Origin of the sequence: Paenibacillus ilasis, from assembly GCF_043195395.1 — a bacterium.
GTDB lineage: Bacteria > Bacillota > Bacilli > Paenibacillales > Paenibacillaceae > Paenibacillus_AQ > Paenibacillus_AQ lautus.
Window position 1 is genome coordinate 280,086 of record NZ_JBHDJG010000001.1, and the last position, 19,153, is coordinate 299,238.

The window sequence follows — 19,153 nt, forward strand, 5'->3', positions numbered from 1 at the left end:
GGACGAATCATGACAACTGAACATAACCAAACGATCGACAACCTGTCCATCGCAACGATCCGGACATTGGCGATCGACGCGATCGAAAAAGCAAACTCCGGTCATCCGGGCATGCCGATGGGGTCTGCACCTATGGGCTACCAACTGTTCGCGAAGACGATGAACCATAACCCGGACCAACCGGCGTGGATTAACCGCGACCGTTTTGTCTTGTCTGCAGGCCATGGCTCCATGCTGCTCTACAGTCTGCTTCATCTGAGCGGTTATGACTTGTCCATTGAGGATCTGAAGCAGTTCCGTCAATGGGGAAGCAAAACCCCGGGTCACCCGGAATTCGGCCACACGGCCGGCGTTGATGCAACGACAGGTCCGCTTGGACAAGGCGTGGCCATGGCTGTAGGTATGGCAATGGCTGAAGCTCATTTGGGCGCGACTTACAATAAAGAGAGCTTCAACGTGGTTGACCACTATACGTATGCGATTTGCGGCGACGGTGACATGATGGAGGGCGTGGCTTCCGAGGCAGCTTCCCTGGCAGGTCATTTGAAGCTTGGCAAATTGATCATGTTGTACGATTCCAACGATATCTCTCTTGACGGCGAGCTCAGCCTGGCATTCTCCGAGAACGTAGCGAAGCGCTTTGATGCTTATGGCTGGCAAGTGCTGCGCGTAGAAGACGGTAACGATTTGCCTGCGATCGAGAAAGCGATCGAGGAAGCGAAAGCCGATACGAACCGTCCGACGCTGATCGAAGTGAAGACCGTCATCGGTTACGGCAGCCCGAACAAACAAGGTAAAGGCGGCCATGGCGGTACGCACGGTTCTCCGCTTGGAGCTGATGAAGCGAAGCTGACCAAGGAATTCTATAACTGGGTATATGAAGAGGACTTCCATGTGCCTGATGAAGTGCGCGAGCATTTTGGCAAAGTGAAAGAACGCGGCATCGCAGCTTATCAAGCTTGGGTTGACCAATTTGCGAAATACAAAGAGGCTTACCCGGAACTGGCAGCGCAATTCGAGCGCGGCGAATCCGGTGAACTGGCTTCCGGTTGGGATAAAGACCTTCCGAAATACAGCGCGGATGACAAAGCGGTTTCCACACGCGTGGCTTCCGGTAAAGCGCTGAACGGTTTGACTGCAGGCGTGCCGCAGCTGCTTGGCGGATCGGCTGACCTGGAAAGCTCCACCATGACTCACCTGAACGACCTGGCCTCTTTCACGGCGGACAGCTATGAAGGCCGCAACGTGTATTATGGTGTTCGTGAATTCGCAATGGCCGGCGCGATGAACGGTATCGCTCTCCATGGCGGACTGAAGATTTTCGGCGGCACGTTCTTCGTATTTACGGATTATCTGCGTCCGGCTGTACGTCTGGCTGCCATCATGAAGCTGCCGGTTACGTATGTGCTGACTCATGACAGCATCGCTGTCGGCGAAGACGGTCCTACGCATGAACCGATTGAACAATTGGCTTCCCTGCGCATCATTCCAGGTCTGACGGTGATCCGTCCTGCAGATGCCAACGAAACTTCCGCGGCATGGGCTTATGCGGTTGAGAACACAGACCGCCCGGTAGCATTGGTGCTGACTCGTCAGAATCTGCCAATCCTTCCAGGCACGGTGGATCATGCACGTGAAGGCATCAAACGCGGTGCTTATGTTGTTGCCGATGCGAAGGATGGCAACGTGCAAGCTCAAATTATTGCAACGGGTTCCGAGGTTCAGCTTGCCGTTAAAGCGCAAGCAGCATTGGCTGAAGAAGGCATCGCCGTGCGCGTCATCAGCATGCCGAGCTGGGATCTGTTCGACAGCCAGGATCAGGCATACAAAGATTCCGTGCTGCTTCCTGACGTAAAAGCCCGTCTGGCTATTGAAATGGCTCATCCGTTCGGATGGGAGCGTTATGTCGGAGACAAAGGCGACATCCTGGGCATCAACACATTTGGCGCTTCGGCTCCTGGCGACCGCGTCATTGCCGAATACGGATTTACCGTTGAGAACGTGGTTAGCCGCGTAAAAGGCTTGCTGTAATACAACGGATGTAACTCTATATTGATTTTCCGGCACCCGCATCCTGCGGGTGCCGTCCATATATCAAGCCATAACGATGTTGTTGGAGGAGGAGAGTTTGTCGATGTCACAATTTAAGAACGCTACCGTTACGAAAGCAGCCAACGTTTACTATGAGGGGAAGGTAACCAGCCGTACGGTGCTGCTGGAGAATGGCGAGAAGGTAACGCTCGGTATCATGCTTCCGGGAAGCTATGAATTCGGAACGGATGGCCCTGAGATTATGGAGATTTTGTCGGGCGATTTGCGTGTCCTTCTGCCCGGAGAGCAGGAGTGGTTAGAGATTCAAGGATCCGCTACCTTTAACGTTCCGGGCAATTCAAGCTTTAAACTGGAAATCCGCACCGTTACGGATTATTGCTGCTCTTATCCGACCATGTAATAGATTCAGCGCTGCACATGACTTCGTGTCCGTAAATAAACAACAAAAAGGCTCAGAGCCGTTGGCTCTGAACCCTTACTGTCAATGCCGGATGTCAACGCATGCGGTTAACGGTGGTTGTTATAATGGACTCATTCCTCCGGAATCGTCACGATCTCACCTTTGTAGCCTGGTGAGTGGTTATCAAGCTCTACGTACCCTTCGCCCCATTCCTTGCCGCGGTCGAGCAGTCGGTAGCTCGTGACGCCGGAAGGGTAGCGGAATACGAATTTGGCTACAGTCCAGTTCTTGACATCCGGCTGCTTACCGACCTCGGCTTGAATCGCAGGCAGGAAGAACAGGTTCTGGTTTGCAGCCGCTTTGGCGGAGTAGTCCAGCTTGCCTTGCCATTTCAAATATTTGACGCCTCCCTGGATTTCGTAATATTCAGCGATGTCGTTATCGACCAGGAAGAAGCGATTGGATTTGCCTTTTGGAAAGTAATAATCCACGCCTTGCATTTCCACAGGGAGCATTTCCAGCTCAGGTTTCTGCAGTTGGGATGAGTAAGGAAGCTTGGCTGCAGCATTCCGGGCGGTGGCCAGATCGGAGCTCTTTAAGTCAGCGAGCATAGTGGCATCTGCCTTATTGATATAAGCTGTTTTTAAAGAGCCATTCCAATAGACGCTGGCATCAAAAGCTTGGGCTACGGCCCTCAGGGGAATCATGGTCTTGCCTTTATGTAGCAGCGGGGCTGCAGGCAGTGCCTTCTTAACTCCGTCCACATCCATGTGGGCGTTTCCGGCCGTGAGAATCACCGTTCGATGGTCGCCCTGAATCGTCACCTGTTTCTTGCTGTTGTCGTACTTCATGACGTAGTTACCCAGAGGCTTGAGATCGGTAAGGGTAACAAAGGTGGTGCCCTGCCTGATCAGCACGTCACCGCTTGCGGTAACATTGTTAATCGAAGCGGTTGGTTTGGCTGCGGCAGAAGCCGGTGAACCGGCTATTGCAGGAGACAGAACAGCGGTTAGTATGACAGCAGCTGCCATTGCTTTTGATCTTTTGGTCCATTTCATGTTGTAATTCCTCCCTTTGCATAGTAGACGGAAGTGAAATGCAAAAAGTTTCTTTCCGAGAGGAAAATGATGGAATGACCAAAAAAATAGCTCCTTCCTCCTAGTCCGGATGAACCGCAAACCAGCAAGAAGGAGCCATTATAAGATATAGCACGGCTTGTTTGTTATTACTGCTGCTGTCCGCCGATTTTTTGGCCGATCCAGGCTTCATAGCATTTCACGACAGCGGAAAGATCCTCTTCGCCATAGCCTTCGCTGGCACCGGCTTGAAACAGGCTCTTGGCCAGATTCAGCATAGGGGAAGGCATTCCGATGCCATCCGTGAGTGAAGAGGCCAGCTTGAGGTCCTTGAGCATGAGCGCAAGCGAGAATTGGTTGCTGAAATCGCCCTCGATAATTTTGCGTCCCTTCAGCTCTGCCGCTTTGCTGCCGGCCGATCCCAGCTGCACAAGCTCCAGGAAGTTGTCAGCGGGAATGCCTGACTTCGCGGCGATGGCGAAGCCTTCGGCTAGCGCCAGATTGTTAATGCCCACAATGGTATTATGCGCAAGCTTCGCAACAGCGCCGCTTCCGTTAGGTCCCATGTGGATGACTTTTTTGCCCAGGGTGTCAAATACGTCCGCATGCGCTTCGATGACGGCGGCATCACCGCCAACCATGAAGACCAAGGTTCCATCAATCGCTGCAGGCTTGCTGCCGGTTACCGGGGCATCCAGGAAGGAAGCGCCGAGACCGGATACGGCGGAAGCCATTTCCTTGACAAGGCTCTCGGAGATCGTGCTGCAGTCAATGACGGTCATCCCGCTCGTCAGGGAGCCAAGCAGACCATTCTCGCCATAGAATACATCGCGGATGGATTGGTCGTTGCTTACCATTGTAATGACAAGATCTTGTCCATCAGCCGCTTCACGAGGCGTCTCCGCAATGGAGGCTCCCTGTTCGGCGAGCGGACGGCACTTTTCGTGGGTGCGGTTATACACGGTCACATCGTAATCCTGCTTCAGCAGATTGGAGGCCATGGGAGCTCCCATGGTGCCCAGTCCGATAAACCCGATTTTTTTCATAGCTATATCACCTTCGATTATGGATTCCTGATCCACTCTATCTTAGCATGGGTTCCTGAAACGAAGCCAGCGTTTGTGAGGAATGGAAGCGGTAAGGAAATCCGCGCATGAAGAATAGATGACAGTTGGCCCGTGAAACTTGCGGTCTTTATTAAATTAAAGTATCCTATTTCTAAATTCACAGGAGGTTTAAGGCATGTCTAAAAAAATCAAGTTTGATTACAGTAAAGCATTGACTTTTGTCAATCAGCACGAAGTTGATTATTTCGCAGAGCCGATCCGCACAGCTCATGAACAGTTACATAACGGTACGGGAGCCGGCTCCGATTATCTGGGTTGGATCGACCTGCCGACGCAGTACGATAAAGAAGAATTCTCGCGCATCCAGAAAGCGGCTGCCAAAATTCAAAGCGATTCGGACGTTCTGATCGTTATCGGAATCGGAGGTTCCTACCTCGGGGCACGCGCTGCCATCGAAATGCTGTCGCATTCGTTCTATAATGAGCTGTCGAAGGACCAGCGCAAGACACCGGAAATCTATTTTGCGGGTAACAACATCAGCTCCACTTATGTGACTCACCTGCTTCAATTGATTGAAGGCAAAGATTTCTCCGTCAACGTCATCTCCAAATCCGGCACAACGACAGAGCCGGCTATCGCATTCCGTATTTTCCGTGCGGAACTGGAGAAGAAATACGGCAAGGAAGAAGCTCGCAAGCGCATTTACGCTACAACGGATCAAGAGAAGGGCGCCCTCAAGAAGCTGGCTACCGAGGAAGGCTACGAGTCCTTTATCATCCCTGACGATGTGGGCGGACGTTATTCCGTGCTGACTGCGGTCGGTCTGCTTCCGATTGCTACGGCAGGCATCAACATTGAAGAAATGATGCAGGGCGCGGCTGACGCATCCAAGGAATACAGCAGCCCGAACGTAGCCGAGAACGAGGCTTACCAATATGCGGCGGTTCGTAATGCGCTTTACCGTAAAGGCAAAGGCATCGAGATCCTCGTGAACTACGAGCCTTCCCTGCATTTTGTATCGGAATGGTGGAAGCAGCTATATGGCGAGAGCGAAGGCAAGGATTACAAGGGCATCTATCCGGCTTCCGTCGATTTTTCTACCGATCTGCACTCCATGGGTCAATTCATCCAGGAAGGCAGCCGCAACATCTTCGAAACGGTCATTCAGGTTGAGAACGTATCCGAGCATATTACGATTGAATCGGATCCGGACGATCTGGACGGATTGAACTTCCTGACCGGGAAAACATTGGATTTTGTCAACAAAAAGGCCTTCCAAGGCACCATGCTGGCTCATACAGACGGACAAGTTCCGAATTTGATTGTGACAATTCCAGATTTCACTCCCTATTCGTTCGGATATCTGGTATACTTTTTCGAAAAGGCCTGCGGTATCAGCGGCTATCTGTTGGGTGTCAACCCGTTTGACCAACCGGGCGTAGAGGCGTACAAGAAAAATATGTTCGCATTGCTCGGCAAACCTGGGTATGAGAAAGAGAAGGCCGAATTGGAAGCTAGACTTTCCGAATAACCTGACACTTTCATTGGATTAGACGTAAGACGCTGAAGGAAGCAGTCCGCTGGCATATCGTTGCCGTGGACTGCTTTCTTGGCAATATAGAGGTGGTTGTAGTTTCATGCTGGATCGTTACAAAACGGTACGTCAGGCGGGCTCCAAAGAGATTGTCATCAAGAAATCGCGTTTCATCGGGCATGTGATGCCGGTTGAAACGGAAGAGGAAGCCGTCGCTTTTATTGAAGAGATCAAGAAAAAACATTGGAATGCTACGCATAATTGTTCCGCTTATATGATCGGCGAGCGGGATGAGATTCAGAAGCAATCGGATGACGGGGAACCGAGCGGAACGGCGGGTAAGCCGATTCTCGAGGTGATCCGCAATCAGGGGCGGAAGAATGTAGCCATTGTGGTCACGCGTTATTTTGGCGGCATTATGCTGGGTGCGGGCGGATTGATCCGGGCCTACACCGACGGAGCCGTGGCTGCAATTGAGTCAGGCGAACCGATTACAAGGGTTCTGCATCGGGAGATTTTCGTGGAGCTGGATTATACCTGGCTGGGTAAGGTGGAGAACGAGCTTCGTAACCGGGGCGTTCGAATGGGAGAGACAAACTTTGCCGACACGGTAACCTTGACCTGCTTGCCGCTCGATGGTGATGCGGAGAGCTTTATGACTTGGATGGTGGATTTGACACAGGGGCAGTCCTTGATCACGGAGGGAGAGCGGCTTTATTTTATTGAAGGGGAATAAAATAATATGGCAAGAAGAGCTGTAGAACGCGAGTTGTCGAGAGAGCGGATACTGGAAGCAGCCAGGCATTTGTTCATAACCAAAGGATACAGGGCCATATCGATGCGAAGCATCGGGCAGCATCTGGGTTATAGCCACGGCTCCTTGTATTATCATTTTAAGGAAAAGGCGGAGCTTTTCTACGCCATTGTCATGAAGGACTTTAATGATCTAAATGATTTGCTGTTGGATGTCTCGGGAAAGCCTCCCTGTGACGGGGTATCGAAGCTGGAGCAGCTGATGCTGGAATTCGTTCGTTTCGGTCTGGATAATCCTTACCAGTACGAAATCATGTTCATGATTCGGGACGAAGAGCTGCTGTCCTACTGTCGCTCTGAGCAGGGACGCTGTTTTGAAATGTTTGCTATGCTGGTCCGTCAGTATTTGCTTGAGGAGAATTACAGTGAGGAAGAACGGCGAACCGTTCCGCTGACTTTGTTTTTGTCGCTGCATGGATTTATATCGTATTATATTCAGGACAGAATTGGTTTTGATGAGATTAAACCAGCCGCTCTTACCCATATCAAAGTGTTATGCCGGAGTCTGTACAGCAGGGTCTGATCTTTAAATGCTGCCAAGACGTGCAGCTTGATACTTCAATCCGTTACAACGACCTAGCGTTGAAACGTCAATCACCTAATGAATAAAACACAGACAGGTCCACACGCCCCCTAGCATGTGCCTGTCTGCTTTTTGTGTTGTTATACATACGCTGGCGTCAACATACATCTTATTTAAGGGATCATCCTTCCATGATCTTCACATGATATTGGCGCTGCCTTGGACCGTCGAATTCGCAGAAATAAATGCCCTGCCAACGTCCGAGAAGCAGGTGCCCGTTCTGAATGATAACGGTCTGGGAAGGGCCGCAGGTGATCGATTTGAGGTGGGAAGCGGTGTTGCCCTCCGCATGGCGATACTTGGGATGATTCCAAGGATAGACCTCATCGAGCGACATCAGGACGTCCCGCTTCACATCGGGATCCGCGTTCTCATTGATGGCAATCCCCGCCGTCGTATGCGGGCAATAGATCAGGACCGTTCCTTGCTGGACCCCGCTTTGTTTTACGTAGGAGTGGATCTCCCTTGTAATATCCCTCATCTCATCGCGACCTTGCGTATCCAATTCACCGGTATACAGCATGTACCATACCTCCTCATTTTTTAAGAGATAAGAAAGTATAAACATCCGAGGCTTAGCATCCTTATCTTGCAAGAAAAACTTCCGCTAAATGCGGTCTGTCTACTGAGAAAGTACGTCGACAGACGTTTTTCTTCCCATTTCTATTATTTTACCCGATAAAGTGCAAAAGATGGATTGACGATGGGATTCCGCTTTTGGTAAAGTATGTGTAAAGAAAACCAAGTATACAAATAGGAAATATAAAGATGGTTTGGGAAAGTGTCGACCGGAATGCCATCCGGAGGCGGGAGGGATACGATATGACAACATGGATTCGTCATAAAGGTTGGACTTGGGGGTTTCGAAGTACCGTACTGCTTTATTTTCTTGCCTTGATCGTACTGCCGATCTTTGGGGTATATGTGCAATCATTCTCTGCAGGATGGAGTCATTTTACGGAGAGCATTATGGATCCGATAGCATGGAAAGCTGTGCTGCTTACCATCAAGCTGGGCGTCATCTCTACTTTCATCAACGTGCTTGTCGGAACGATGATTGCATGGGTGCTTATACGCTATAAGTTTCCGGGAAGGACGCTGCTGAACAGTCTGGTCGACCTGCCCTTTGCGCTGCCGACAGCCGTAGGCGGTCTGATGATATTGCTGCTGCTGGGACCCGGGAGCTTTCTCGGTGGTTTGGCAGAGAAATTGGGTTTTGAAATTGTGTTCCACCAGCCCGCGATTGTGATAGCGATGATGTTTGTCACGTTTCCGTTTGTTATCCGGGCGGTTCAGCCGCTGCTGGAGGAGCTTGACCCGCTGGAGGAAGAAGCGGCCTATACGATGGGGGCTTCCAGGACGAGAACCTTTTTTAAGGTTATCCTGCCGTCGATGCTGCCGGGGATTATCAGCGGAGGGATGCTGGCATTCTCAAGGGCATTGGCCGAATTCGGTGCCGTTGTCTTGGTGGCCGGCAACATTCCGGGAAGAACGCTGATTGCATCGGTTTTTATTTTTGGTGAGGTCGAGAGCGATAATCCTGCTGGAGCAGCTGCGGTGTCGATTCTGCTCCTTACCCTCTCTTTCATCATCCTCTGGGTGATCAATGCCGTTCAGCAGAGGGGGAGACGAGTTTGAGACGTCTGTGGATCGGACTTACGTACGCCGTATTTATCATTCTGCTAATCATTCCCCTGTCCCGAATTGCGATCGGCGCGTTTGATAAAGGGCTGATCGGGTTTGCCGAAGGTCTGTTCAGGCCGGAAGCCTTGCATGCCCTGATGATGACGGGTCTTATTGTGGTATTCGTTACGTTCTTTAATGCGTTATTTGGCATCATGATGGCGTTGTACCTGGTACGGGCGAATTGGCTCAGCCGAAAGATCAAAGGCATCCTGAACAGCATTGTCGATCTGCCCTACGCTGTATCGCCGGTTATCGGCGGTTTGATGATTGTCCTGCTGCTCGGACCTGACAGCATCATCGGCGGTTTTTTTGAAGGGATCGGGTTTAAGGTGGTATATGCTTTCCCGGGCATGGTGATCGCGACACTCTTCGTCACGTTTCCACTCATGGTTCGCGAAGTCATGCCTGTCCTGCAGGGAATTGGAAATGATCAGGAACAAGCGGCAGCGACGCTAGGGGCATACGAATGGACAACGTTCCGGAAAGTAACGTGGCCTTCCATCCGGTGGGCTGTCGTATATGGCCTGGTGCTCACGGTAGCCCGTTCATTGGGCGAGTTTGGTGCCGTGCTGGTGGTGTCCGGTAATATCATGAACAAAACTCAGACGGCGACGACGCTGGTATATCAGGATGTGGAGAATTTTAACGTGGCTGCGGCGAATGGCGTCGCATTGGTATTGGCTGCCTTCTCGGTAGGACTTTTGCTGCTGATGGAATGGGCCAAAAAAAGAAAGGATGTGCATTGATATGCATGTGGAAGTTCGCGATCTGAACAAGCATTTCGGTACGTTTCATGCCGTCAAAGATGTCAGCTTTGAGATTGAGAAGGGACATCTGATCGGACTTCTGGGGCCCAGCGGAGGCGGTAAAACGTCCATCCTGCGCATGCTGGCCGGGCTTGAGAATCCGGACTCCGGACAAATCTCCTTTCATGGCCAAGTCGTCAATGATCTACCGCCGCAAGAGCGCGGGATCGGCTTTGTGTTCCAGAACTATGCCTTGTTTAAACATATGACCGTGTTCGATAACATCGCTTTCGGTTTGAAGGTGAAGAAGACTCCCAAAGCCATCATCAAGGACCGGGTGATGGAATTGGTGGAGCTGACCGGTTTAAAAGGCTTCGAGAGCCGCTATCCGCACCAATTATCGGGCGGACAGCGTCAGCGTGTAGCCTTTGCCAGAGCGCTGGCGCCCGAACCGCAGCTGCTCTTATTGGATGAACCGTTCGCCGCCATCGATGCGAAGATCCGTCAGGAGCTGCGCTCCTGGCTTCGCGAGCTGATTGAGCGGGTCGGCATTACATCGATTTTTGTTACGCATGACCAGGATGAGGCGATTGAAGTCGCCGACGAAATTATGATTATTAATCAGGGGCGCGTTGAGCAGAAGGGGACGCCTTGGGATATTTACAAGGAGCCGAAGACGCCGTTTGTCGCTTCATTCATAGGGGAATCTACCGTGATTTCGAGCGCGGCCGAGCTGAAGGGATTTGAGGCAGCGGCTAACAAGAATGCGACGCGTGCGCTGATTCGCCCGGAATATATCGAGATTGGAAACAAGCATGATTTCAGCGTGCTGTCTGCAACGGAGACGGGGATCGTTCGTCATCTGCATTTCCGCGGCAGCGAATGGCTGGTGGAGGTGGAGGTTAAGGGACATAAGCTGATCACATACCGTTCACTGGAGAAGGAAACGCTGTATCCGGGTCAAGAGGTCCGCGTCCTCGTTCACCGGGCTTATCTCTTTAATGAGGAGCACAGCTGGATCGAGGAGAATCGACTGAAGGTCGACCCGATGCCAATTATGATCTGATGGGTCAAAATATCCGAAGGGAAGTGGATTCATTCATGCGGATCTTGAATATGAAACGTACCTCATTCCTGCTGGTTGGCATGGCGCTTCTCTTCAGTTTTTTCATGGCAGGATGCGTCAGTGACCAGCCGGATAGCGAGGAAGTGACATCCCCAGCCGGAGAGAGAACGATCGTTCTGGGCGCGTATAGCGTGGCCAGAGACGCCCTGTCCGAGATCATCCCTGCTTTTCAAGCGCAGTGGAAGGAACAGACGGGAGAAACCATTCGGTTTCAGGAGTCCTACGAGGCTTCCGGAACACAAGCTCGTGCCATCACGGGCGGATTCGAGGCCGACGTCACGCTGCTTGCCATGGAAGGGGATGTCGACAAGCTGGTCAGGGAAGGGCTTGTGGACCCCGAATGGAAATCTCAGCCGTATAACGGCATGGTGACACGTTCGATTGTCGTTCTCGGCACACGCGAGGGAAATCCGAAAGGGATACGGGATTTCGACGATCTGACCCGATCGGACGTCAAGGTGCTGTATCCGAATCCGAAGACCTCGGGCGGTGCGCAGTGGGACATTAACGCGATCTACGGCGCGGGGCTGAAACAATCGGAAGAGAACGGAAAGCGTGATCCTGCCGAAGCGAAAGCTTTCCTTGAAGCGGTTCACCGCAATGTGGAATCGCTCGATAAAAGCGGGCGGGCTTCGATGGCGGCCTTTGAATACGGGGTCGGAGATGTAATCGTAACGTATGAGAATGAGCTGCTTGCCCGGATTGCCCAAGGCGTCCAGTATGATATCGTTGTGCCGCAGCATACGATGCTGATCGAGAATCCTGCTGCAGTCGTCAAGCGTTTCGCTGAAAAACATGGCACGCAGGATGTATCGGCGGCTTTTGTGGAGTACTTGCGCACGCCGGAGGCGCAGAGCATATTCGTGAAATATGGGTTCCGTCCGGTTGAAGAATCGGTGTATGAACAGACGAAGGATCAGTTTTCCAACCCGCCGGGGCTATTCGATATCGAGTATCTGGGCGGATGGGATCACGTGCGCGAGACGCTGTATTCCAAGCGCGGAGTCTGGTATCAGGTGCTCTCCGGGCTATGACGCTCGATCGCAGACGGAGCGATTGGATGGACACATGAGGGTGACTCATGAGGGATAGTCGTGTGCTGAGTTCCGTTTCGTAAATGGCCCGTCGATCAAAAAAAGAGAAAGCGAGCCGTCCAGGATCTCCTGGGCCGGCTCGCTTATTTGTGTAGAGAACATTAGCAATCGTTTGAATGACGCCTCGTGTGCTGCAAGGATGCCACGTATACGGATTGTGCAGTAACAATTTTGCTTTATACTTGGGCTTTCCGAGCTTCCCATTCTTCGCGCAGAATGCCCATGCGAATGGAATCGTAGTAGACGCCCGCGTAATATCTGCACTTCCGCATGCGGCCTTCGAGTTGCATGCCGACCTTCTCCGCGCAGCGCATCATTCTCGGATTGCCGGACCAGGTGGTGATGCCGACACGGGCAATGGTGAGATTTTGAAACAGGCATTCAATCCACAGCGACAGCGCTTCGGTGCCGTACCCGCCGCTCCAATGGCTCGGATCGTATATCAGGATTCCGGCTTCCAGCCAGCGTGAGGCTTCATGCTCCCAATAGAACGTGACGATGCCAATCGTCTTTCCCTCCGCTTCGATGAGCAGGTCATTCGGAAATTGATCGGTTTCGAAGTCGGCGTTCCACTGCGTTTCAAATATTTCGTAGGAAATCGGCTTGAGCGGGAAATAAGGAGCGTCGTATTTTTTCCATTCCGGATTCTTGGTGCCATAGATCAGATTATATAAAACCGGGGTATCCTCGGGTTTCCTGGATCTTAGCGTAACTTTGCTGCCTTCAAGGCGGATTTTTTGCATATGTAGAAATTCCCTTCGCTCTGTATTCTGTATAGGCTGAAGTACGGTGCTGATTCTCTACATTGTAACGGTGATGAAGTTGATTGCCAACTGAATTTGGATAAATGCTCCTTTATATGAAACATTAGGTGACGTCATTCCGTCAATAGTAGATAGACAAAGAATCTGACATTGAAGGGGGACAAGGTTATGCGGAAAATAAAGATACTCACAGGCCTATGTTTGCTTATTGGGCTTACCGCTTGCGCTCCGGGCAGCGAGATCCAATCAGGGGAACCGCAAGGCATTGTGCATAAGCAGCCCAAAGTGAAGGAATTGTCGGCTCAGGAACGCAAAGAGGTGTTGACCAAGATTGATACCGGCATGGTGGAAGCGCAGAATGATTTTGGCTTACGATTGCATCAAGCGTTATCGAATAACCCGGAGTACTCGAACGGTAATCTGATTATTTCTCCGTACAGCATTACGCAAGCTTTGGCACTGGCCTATAACGGGACAGCGGGCGATACGGCCGCCGAGATGTCCGACGTACTTGGATGGAAGGGCATGAGTGTGGCCCATATCAACGATGGGAACCGCCAGCTGCGATCATTGCTGGAGAACGGGGGAGGCGTCGTGCTGAATGTGGCCAATTCCGTGTGGCACCGGCCAGGTCTTAAGCTGAAGGAGTCCTATATGGAAGCCGTAAAGGACAGTTATGGCGCGGAGGTCAGGGAGACGGACCTTAAGCAGGAGGAAGCGATGAATGAGATTAACCAGTGGGTGAATGACAAGACCAGCGGCATGATCCCTTCGATATATAATGAGCCGCCAGGGGGTGTTGCGGTCCTGATCAATGCCATTTATTTCAATGGAGGATGGACGGATGAATTTGATCCGGCGAATACCGTGGATGAAGAATTCACGCTATCTGACGGCACCACTCAAAAAGTCCCGATGATGAAGCGGGAAGGACGATACAGCTATAAAGAAGGGGAGTCCTGGCAGGCCATTCGCATTCCATATGGAGACGGCCGGATGCATATGCTGGTCATCCTGCCGAAGGAATCCTCATCGATGGATAAGCTGCATCGGCAGCTGTGGAAGGATGCGTCCGTCTGGAAAGGCGATTACTCGTACGAGACGGTTCAGCTCGGTCTGCCCAAGTTCAAGGCGGAGCAGAGCTTCGAGCTTCCGGATGCCCTTAAGAGCCTTGGCATGGTCAAAGCGTTTGATACCGCCGAGGCTGATTTTAGCGAAATGGCCGAACAAGGGGATGGATTTTGGATCGATCATGTCACACACCGGACAATTGTCGATGTCAGCGAAAAAGGGACAGAGGCTGCAGCTGTGACAGCGGTGGGAATAACGGAAAGCGCCGAGCCTACCGAGCCGATCGCCATGAATATCAACCGCCCTTTTTTCTTTGCCATTGAAGATCGGGACACGGGTGCATGGTTATTTATGGGGTCTGTTTTGAAACCGTAGCATATACTATACCAACATGCGCCTGCCATAATTTTCACCCAAAAATAGGCAACTTTGTTATAATGGTCGAATAAGACTAAAATGTATAACAAAGGGAGAATAGGATGTGCCTATGACCATACCGAAGCCGAATTTATTCATAGGTTCTTCCAGAGAGGCCATCAAGTATGCAAGGGCGATCCACGAACAGCTCAAACGATCCGCTCAAGTGACACCTTGGTACGGCGGAACGTTCGGGGCGAACATGTATACGATGGAAGCTTTGGAGAAACAGCTGGCGTCCAGTGATTTTGGTGTGTTCGTCTTTTCTCCGGATGATGTCGCACTCATTCGAGGCAAGCATGTATTTGTTACCCGCGACAACACGTTGTTCGAGATGGGGCTGTATTGGGGAAGGCTCGGGCGGCGAAGGGTGTACTGCATCATCCCGGATCAAGTGGAGGCAGACAGCAGCTCCGTTCAAGACGTTATTGTTAAGGATTACCATCTACTCTCCGACCTGCAGGGCTTAACGCTGCTCGAATACGAACTGCGAAGCGATGACGATTACAAATCAGCGGTCGATGTCGCTTGCGGGCATATTCTGAGTGCGATCGAAACCGAAGGGTTCTACAACAACCCGAGCACCGTGATTGAGCAGAAGGATGCAGAGCTGAGGCGCAAGCAAAGTGTGCTGCATTTTTTCTGGGAATATAATCGAAATGTGCATGTGACGGATGAATCGGAAAAATATCATGCACTGAGTGAAGCTGTCCGAAACTCCTTGCTCCCGCCGGCTGCAGGGGATTTCAGGGTGACCGGCGCCGCCTTCTGGGGCCGAAGAGATGAAGGCATTGCCCAAATTGGGGGTAATGTAGGTAGAGGACGGTATTTCCCGTTCGATGGGGATAAGGAACATTCGCCAAGTAACCAGTCGATTTATGTGATGGATGTCTATAATAGTGGAAAATGGGCATTTTATCACGAAGAGGAAGTTGCACAGGTGTATGTGTTCTGCTATCCTTTAGGTGTAAATCATGTATTGTCCGTGCATTTTACGGGACATGAGATTCTTACGGATGAAGATCTCGCGGAGGTTGTAGAACAGAATCGTGAGCTGCTTCGTACCATCAGGCATTTAGTTGGAGGGGATTCGTCGTGAGCAGGAATGAGAAGAAGAGAACGTCAGGTCATCCGCAGGGGTCCGCCAATGGCAGCAGCTGGGTGGTTCGGGGACCCGTACCGATGATGAGTACGCTGAAATCCCGGAAGCGCTCGGTTAGACGCCCAAGCAAGAATAGTGTATATGTTGGTCCTTCCGTAGAAGGTGTAGATAAGAAGTACGTCAAGGTCATCAGCGGAGCCGTTGACGATAATAAGCCCTCGTTTGCTTAATGAATTGCTATCATAGCCATATCTATCGTATGACAGAAATGACGAAAGACCGTTCGGGATGAGCCGGGCGGTCTTTGTTTTTTCTTTGTGCGCTTATACAATATAGGGACAAGGTCTGCATAACCAAGAACGAATCTATAAACACAAGTGGGGGATGCCATGTGAGCGGGGATACATTAACTTTTTTGGGAACGGGAGATGCCATGGGCGTTCCAAGGGTATATTGCGATTGCGAGGTATGCACGGAAGCCCGGAATACGGGAATCAATCGGCGTTTGCGCTCTTCCGTGATGGTGGAGTGCGGCGAAACGTCCTTCATGATCGATTGCGGCCCGGATTGGCGCTCGATGATGGAAGGGCTGGGAAAGCGGAAGATGAGCGATATGCTGGTTACGCACGCCCATTTTGATCATATCGGCGGCCTTCCGGAATGGAGCGATGCTTGCAGATGGCAGAGGGAAAAAGGTCGGTTATACGCCCCTGCCGAGGTGCTGGAGCAGATTGTACGCCAGTATCCATGGCTTCCACGCCAGATGGAGATGACGGCTGTGGACGATGGGATGACGCTTGGCGGCTGGGAGATTTCCTGCTGGAAGGTAAACCATGGCCAGAACGGGTATTCCTACGCATACCGGTTCCAGAAGGACGGGTACACATGGGTATACAACTCGGATTCGATTAATCTAAGCCTTGAGGAAAAGGAGCCGCTGAAAGGTGTGGATCTCCTGGTACTGGGAACCAGCTTTGTTCATGAAACCGCCAAATTCGAGACGCGCTCCGTTTATGACATGAAGGAAGCGGCAGAGCTGCTCTCCGAGGTGAAGCCTCGCCAAACGGTGTATACCCATATGTCTCATGACGTCGATGTTCGGAAGGAGCTGCCTCTTCCGGAGGGAGTCCGTGTGGCGAGGACGGGGATGACCGTAAAGCTGAGTAAATGAAAAAATAGTGAGTTTGTGTGACTAGGAGTGCAAAAATGTAGCGGAAGCGATTTCGCAGCCCAGTGGGATGCCTTACACAGGTTTGAAGGCTCCGCTCTCTTACACAGACCTGGCCATGCCGTATCGATCAGGGTACAGCAGCTTGAAGCCGGCATGCTGGTACAGCTTGATTCCGGGCACGTCCGTGATGACGGTGACCTCGGCTCCGCTTGGTGCTATTTTTTTCAGGCGAGCCAGCAGTTCGGACACGATCGTATCTTCAAGCCCTTGATCCCGATAGGAGGCCGCAACCATAATATCCACCAGTTGAAAATAGAACGCGCCATCGCCCACGACCCTTCCCATCCCGATTAGCCGGTCATTGCCGTCTCGGGCCAGAAGGGACAGCAAGCTGCGGTTTAGCGCCGTCTCTATGGCCGAAATCTCAACCTCAGGCAGTCCTGCATCTAATCTTAGGTCCATGTATTCTTTACGCTGTGGACATTCTTCGGTTATGTGCATATTCATCATAGTCAGCCTCCCGCTGTTAAGAAATGAGTTCCACTTGCCTCTACAACACTCAATATACAACATTGATGCAAGTGAGAAGATGCCTTGTAGAAAATTCAACCAAGCCGAGGATGTTATCCCGTAGACCTTCTCATAGCACTTTAATGTTTTAATTTAAGGTTTGCCAATGGCCTGTGATTCTGGTAAAGTAGGTTCTCAATCGTGATTGGGGAGGGAACCGGCGTGCATTACTACAAGCCGAAAGATATCGCCAAAGAGCTGCAAATCAGCACGAGTGCTTTAAGGCATTATGAATCTTGGGGAGTGGTACCCCCTCCTGACCGGAACGAGAAAGGATACCGTTTATACACGCAGATGCATCTGGCCTACTTCCGTTGTCTCCGCGCCATGTTTCCCGGGTTCGGTTACGCGGTTACTTATGATGTGATTCGCCACATTCAGAAGAGGGAGATGGATGAAGCCCTCTGGATCGTGAATGGGGAGCAAGTCAAGCTTCAGCAGGAAAAAAATATTGCGGGCGAAACGCTTGCCTTGCTCGAGAACCCGGAGCTTAACATCATCAAAGACAGAAAGCTCAAAGCCCATATGACGATCGGGGAAGTCGCCGAACTGACCAACGTGGAGTCGTCCGCCATCCGTCACTGGGAGAAGGAAGGTTTGATCACCCCGGATCGAAATCCCGAGAATGGATATCGGCTGTACAGCCCATCGCAAGTCAGGCAGATTTTGCTGATTCGCTCGCTAAGGCGCACCGTGTATTACTTGGAGAGCATCAAGGAGATTATTCAGGCCGTGGAGCATCAAAGCATTGAGCAGGCCCAAAAAATGGTTCGCGAAGCGTTATCCGTCATTCATAAGCGGAATCTGCAGCAATTTAACGGCATCCATAAATTGATGGAGCTGTGCATGGAGGTAGGCCTGCTGGAGTTCAACGATGCGGCACTTCTGAAGCCGATTCTAACATTTAACCCGGACCGGGAATGATGGATAGGCCGAGACGGCTTTCCGCTGCCCATTTACTTGTTAACGAACACATGGACTCAATGTATAGACATGAACAAGCCCCCATAGATATCATGGAGGCTTGTTTGCGTATATCTATTTGTCCCGGATATTAACCTCGGTTAAGCACGAATTTATCAATGACATGTTTTACGCCGTCTTCGTTATTCCCAAGCGTTACGTAATCGGCAATCGCCTTAAGCGGCTCAATCGAATTGCCCATAGCGACGCCAAGTCCGGCGGCCTCCAGCATTTCGTGATCGTTCCAGGAGTCGCCGACAGCGATGGTTTCCTTGAGATCGCAGCCAAAATGATCGGCCAGGAAGGTGAGGGCATGTCCTTTCGTGCCTTCCTTATGCATGAATTCAAGAAAATGAGGCTTGGATTTGGTAATATGCACTTCATCGCCCAGCAGCTCGCGGAATACAGGGATCAGTTCATCCAGATAGTCGGGATCGTCAATAATGAGCATTTTCGGGGTCGGCTTCTGAACCATCTTCATAAAATCAGGCTCGATATAATACGGCGTCCGGTTCAGGGCGCAGTAATCGACCAGCTTCTGGTTCTCTTCACGGGCATAAAGCTTGTCATCGATGTAGGTTTGCAGATGGAGATTATGCTCTACGCAGTATTCATACAGCTTCACGGCAGCGTCGACGGGAACGAAGCGTTCGTAGAGAACCTTTTCGTCGAGCAGATTTTTAATTAAGGCACCTTGGTAGGTGATAATAGGAACATTAAGTCCGGTTTGACGGGCAATTGCCTGAGCCGACGCATAGGCACGTCCGGTTGCCAGTGTCACAACGACACCGTGGGCTACGGCTTGCTCAAGCGCCTGCTGGACGCCGGGGGTTACTTCCTTATCGTCATTGATCAGGGTGTCGTCAATGTCGATCGCCATCAATTTGTAAGTTGTCATGGGTATCTCTCCTTTGGATT

Annotated in this window: 20 protein-coding genes; 14 read left to right on the plus strand and 6 right to left on the minus strand. The window is 51.3% G+C overall.

The features are described 5' to 3' along the window. The first annotated feature begins 9 nt into the window (after positions 1-9). Both tkt and ppnP read left to right on the plus strand, forming a co-directional pair. Positions 10-2,031: a transketolase gene (tkt, locus tag ACETK5_RS01520; protein WP_100539033.1), complete on the plus strand. Its 2,022-nt coding sequence runs from the start codon at positions 10-12 to the stop codon at positions 2,029-2,031. 103 nt (positions 2,032-2,134) lie between these two features. Next, positions 2,135-2,452, plus strand: a complete 318-nt coding sequence (ppnP, locus tag ACETK5_RS01525; protein WP_006212330.1) for a pyrimidine/purine nucleoside phosphorylase — start codon at positions 2,135-2,137, stop codon at positions 2,450-2,452. Positions 2,453-2,583: 131 nt separating this feature from the next. Here ppnP and ACETK5_RS01530 read toward each other — a convergent pair whose 3' ends face one another. After that, the gene (locus ACETK5_RS01530; protein WP_394054178.1) at positions 2,584-3,510 is read right to left on the minus strand and encodes a copper amine oxidase N-terminal domain-containing protein; all 927 of its coding nucleotides are present in this window, start codon (positions 3,508-3,510) and stop codon (positions 2,584-2,586) included. 167 nt (positions 3,511-3,677) lie between these two features. Next, positions 3,678-4,574, minus strand: coding sequence for an NAD(P)-dependent oxidoreductase (locus tag ACETK5_RS01535; protein WP_100539031.1), 897 nt, complete (start codon positions 4,572-4,574; stop codon positions 3,678-3,680). 196 nt (positions 4,575-4,770) lie between these two features. Here ACETK5_RS01535 and ACETK5_RS01540 point away from each other — a divergent pair, with 196 nt between their 5' ends. The 3 genes from ACETK5_RS01540 (at position 4,771) to ACETK5_RS01550 (ending at position 7,465) form a co-directional block, all read left to right on the plus strand. Beyond that, entirely contained in the window at positions 4,771-6,126 is a 1,356-nt protein-coding gene (locus ACETK5_RS01540; RefSeq protein ID WP_006212326.1) for a glucose-6-phosphate isomerase, read from the plus strand. 106 nt (positions 6,127-6,232) lie between these two features. Further along, positions 6,233-6,865 carry a YigZ family protein gene (locus ACETK5_RS01545; protein WP_100539030.1) on the plus strand — a complete coding sequence of 211 codons (633 nt, stop codon included), beginning with the start codon at positions 6,233-6,235 and terminating at the stop codon, positions 6,863-6,865. 6 nt (positions 6,866-6,871) lie between these two features. Then, positions 6,872-7,465, plus strand: a complete 594-nt coding sequence (locus tag ACETK5_RS01550; protein WP_100539029.1) for a TetR/AcrR family transcriptional regulator — start codon at positions 6,872-6,874, stop codon at positions 7,463-7,465. A gap of 181 nt (positions 7,466-7,646) precedes the next feature. Here the strand turns inward: ACETK5_RS01550 and ACETK5_RS01555 are convergent, their stop codons facing one another. Next, positions 7,647-8,048, minus strand: a complete 402-nt coding sequence (locus tag ACETK5_RS01555) for a secondary thiamine-phosphate synthase enzyme YjbQ (protein ID WP_071222616.1) — start codon at positions 8,046-8,048, stop codon at positions 7,647-7,649. A gap of 299 nt (positions 8,049-8,347) precedes the next feature. On the opposite strand from ACETK5_RS01555, the gene cysT reads away from it, so the two are divergent. Genes cysT through ACETK5_RS01575 form a run of 4 tightly spaced genes read left to right on the plus strand, consistent with a single transcriptional unit; the run spans position 8,348 to position 12,117 of the window. Further along, a complete protein-coding gene (gene cysT, locus ACETK5_RS01560; RefSeq protein WP_100539027.1) occupies positions 8,348-9,163 on the plus strand; it encodes a sulfate ABC transporter permease subunit CysT in 816 nt (271 codons plus the stop codon). After that, complete coding sequence (locus tag ACETK5_RS01565; protein ID WP_394054179.1) at positions 9,160-9,957, plus strand: sulfate ABC transporter permease subunit; 798 nt, start codon at positions 9,160-9,162, stop codon at positions 9,955-9,957. Before cysT ends, ACETK5_RS01565 begins: the two co-directional genes overlap by 4 nt. A 1-nt stretch (position 9,958) precedes the next feature. Next, the gene (locus tag ACETK5_RS01570) at positions 9,959-11,023 is read left to right on the plus strand and encodes a sulfate/molybdate ABC transporter ATP-binding protein (protein WP_100539026.1); all 1,065 of its coding nucleotides are present in this window, start codon (positions 9,959-9,961) and stop codon (positions 11,021-11,023) included. Between the two features lie 35 nt (positions 11,024-11,058). After that, entirely contained in the window at positions 11,059-12,117 is a 1,059-nt protein-coding gene (locus tag ACETK5_RS01575) for a sulfate ABC transporter substrate-binding protein (protein ID WP_394054180.1), read from the plus strand. Positions 12,118-12,353: 236 nt separating this feature from the next. Here the strand turns inward: ACETK5_RS01575 and ACETK5_RS01580 are convergent, their stop codons facing one another. Next, on the minus strand, positions 12,354-12,920 hold the full coding sequence (locus ACETK5_RS01580; protein ID WP_100539024.1) for a GNAT family N-acetyltransferase: 567 nt from the start codon (positions 12,918-12,920) through the stop codon (positions 12,354-12,356). Positions 12,921-13,109: 189 nt separating this feature from the next. On the opposite strand from ACETK5_RS01580, the gene ACETK5_RS01585 reads away from it, so the two are divergent. From ACETK5_RS01585 to ACETK5_RS01600, 4 genes are all read left to right on the plus strand, one after another. Then, the gene (locus tag ACETK5_RS01585; RefSeq protein WP_394054181.1) at positions 13,110-14,387 is read left to right on the plus strand and encodes a serpin family protein; all 1,278 of its coding nucleotides are present in this window, start codon (positions 13,110-13,112) and stop codon (positions 14,385-14,387) included. Between the two features lie 112 nt (positions 14,388-14,499). After that, positions 14,500-15,528 (plus strand): nucleotide-binding protein, encoded by a 1,029-nt coding sequence (locus tag ACETK5_RS01590; protein ID WP_326114688.1) that lies wholly within the window; start codon positions 14,500-14,502, stop codon positions 15,526-15,528. Beyond that, positions 15,525-15,761 (plus strand): hypothetical protein, encoded by a 237-nt coding sequence (locus ACETK5_RS01595; protein WP_071222624.1) that lies wholly within the window; start codon positions 15,525-15,527, stop codon positions 15,759-15,761. Before ACETK5_RS01590 ends, ACETK5_RS01595 begins: the two co-directional genes overlap by 4 nt. A gap of 161 nt (positions 15,762-15,922) precedes the next feature. Beyond that, a complete protein-coding gene (locus tag ACETK5_RS01600; protein WP_100539021.1) occupies positions 15,923-16,702 on the plus strand; it encodes an MBL fold metallo-hydrolase in 780 nt (259 codons plus the stop codon). Between the two features lie 99 nt (positions 16,703-16,801). Here ACETK5_RS01600 and ACETK5_RS01605 read toward each other — a convergent pair whose 3' ends face one another. Beyond that, complete coding sequence (locus ACETK5_RS01605; RefSeq protein ID WP_394054182.1) at positions 16,802-17,209, minus strand: GNAT family N-acetyltransferase; 408 nt, start codon at positions 17,207-17,209, stop codon at positions 16,802-16,804. A gap of 225 nt (positions 17,210-17,434) precedes the next feature. Between ACETK5_RS01605 and ACETK5_RS01610 the strand changes: the two genes are divergently transcribed. Then, positions 17,435-18,196: a TioE family transcriptional regulator gene (locus tag ACETK5_RS01610; protein ID WP_100539019.1), complete on the plus strand. Its 762-nt coding sequence runs from the start codon at positions 17,435-17,437 to the stop codon at positions 18,194-18,196. Positions 18,197-18,326: 130 nt separating this feature from the next. Here ACETK5_RS01610 and ACETK5_RS01615 read toward each other — a convergent pair whose 3' ends face one another. Then, complete coding sequence (locus ACETK5_RS01615; protein WP_394054183.1) at positions 18,327-19,133, minus strand: Cof-type HAD-IIB family hydrolase; 807 nt, start codon at positions 19,131-19,133, stop codon at positions 18,327-18,329. Positions 19,134-19,153: the final 20 nt, after the last annotated feature.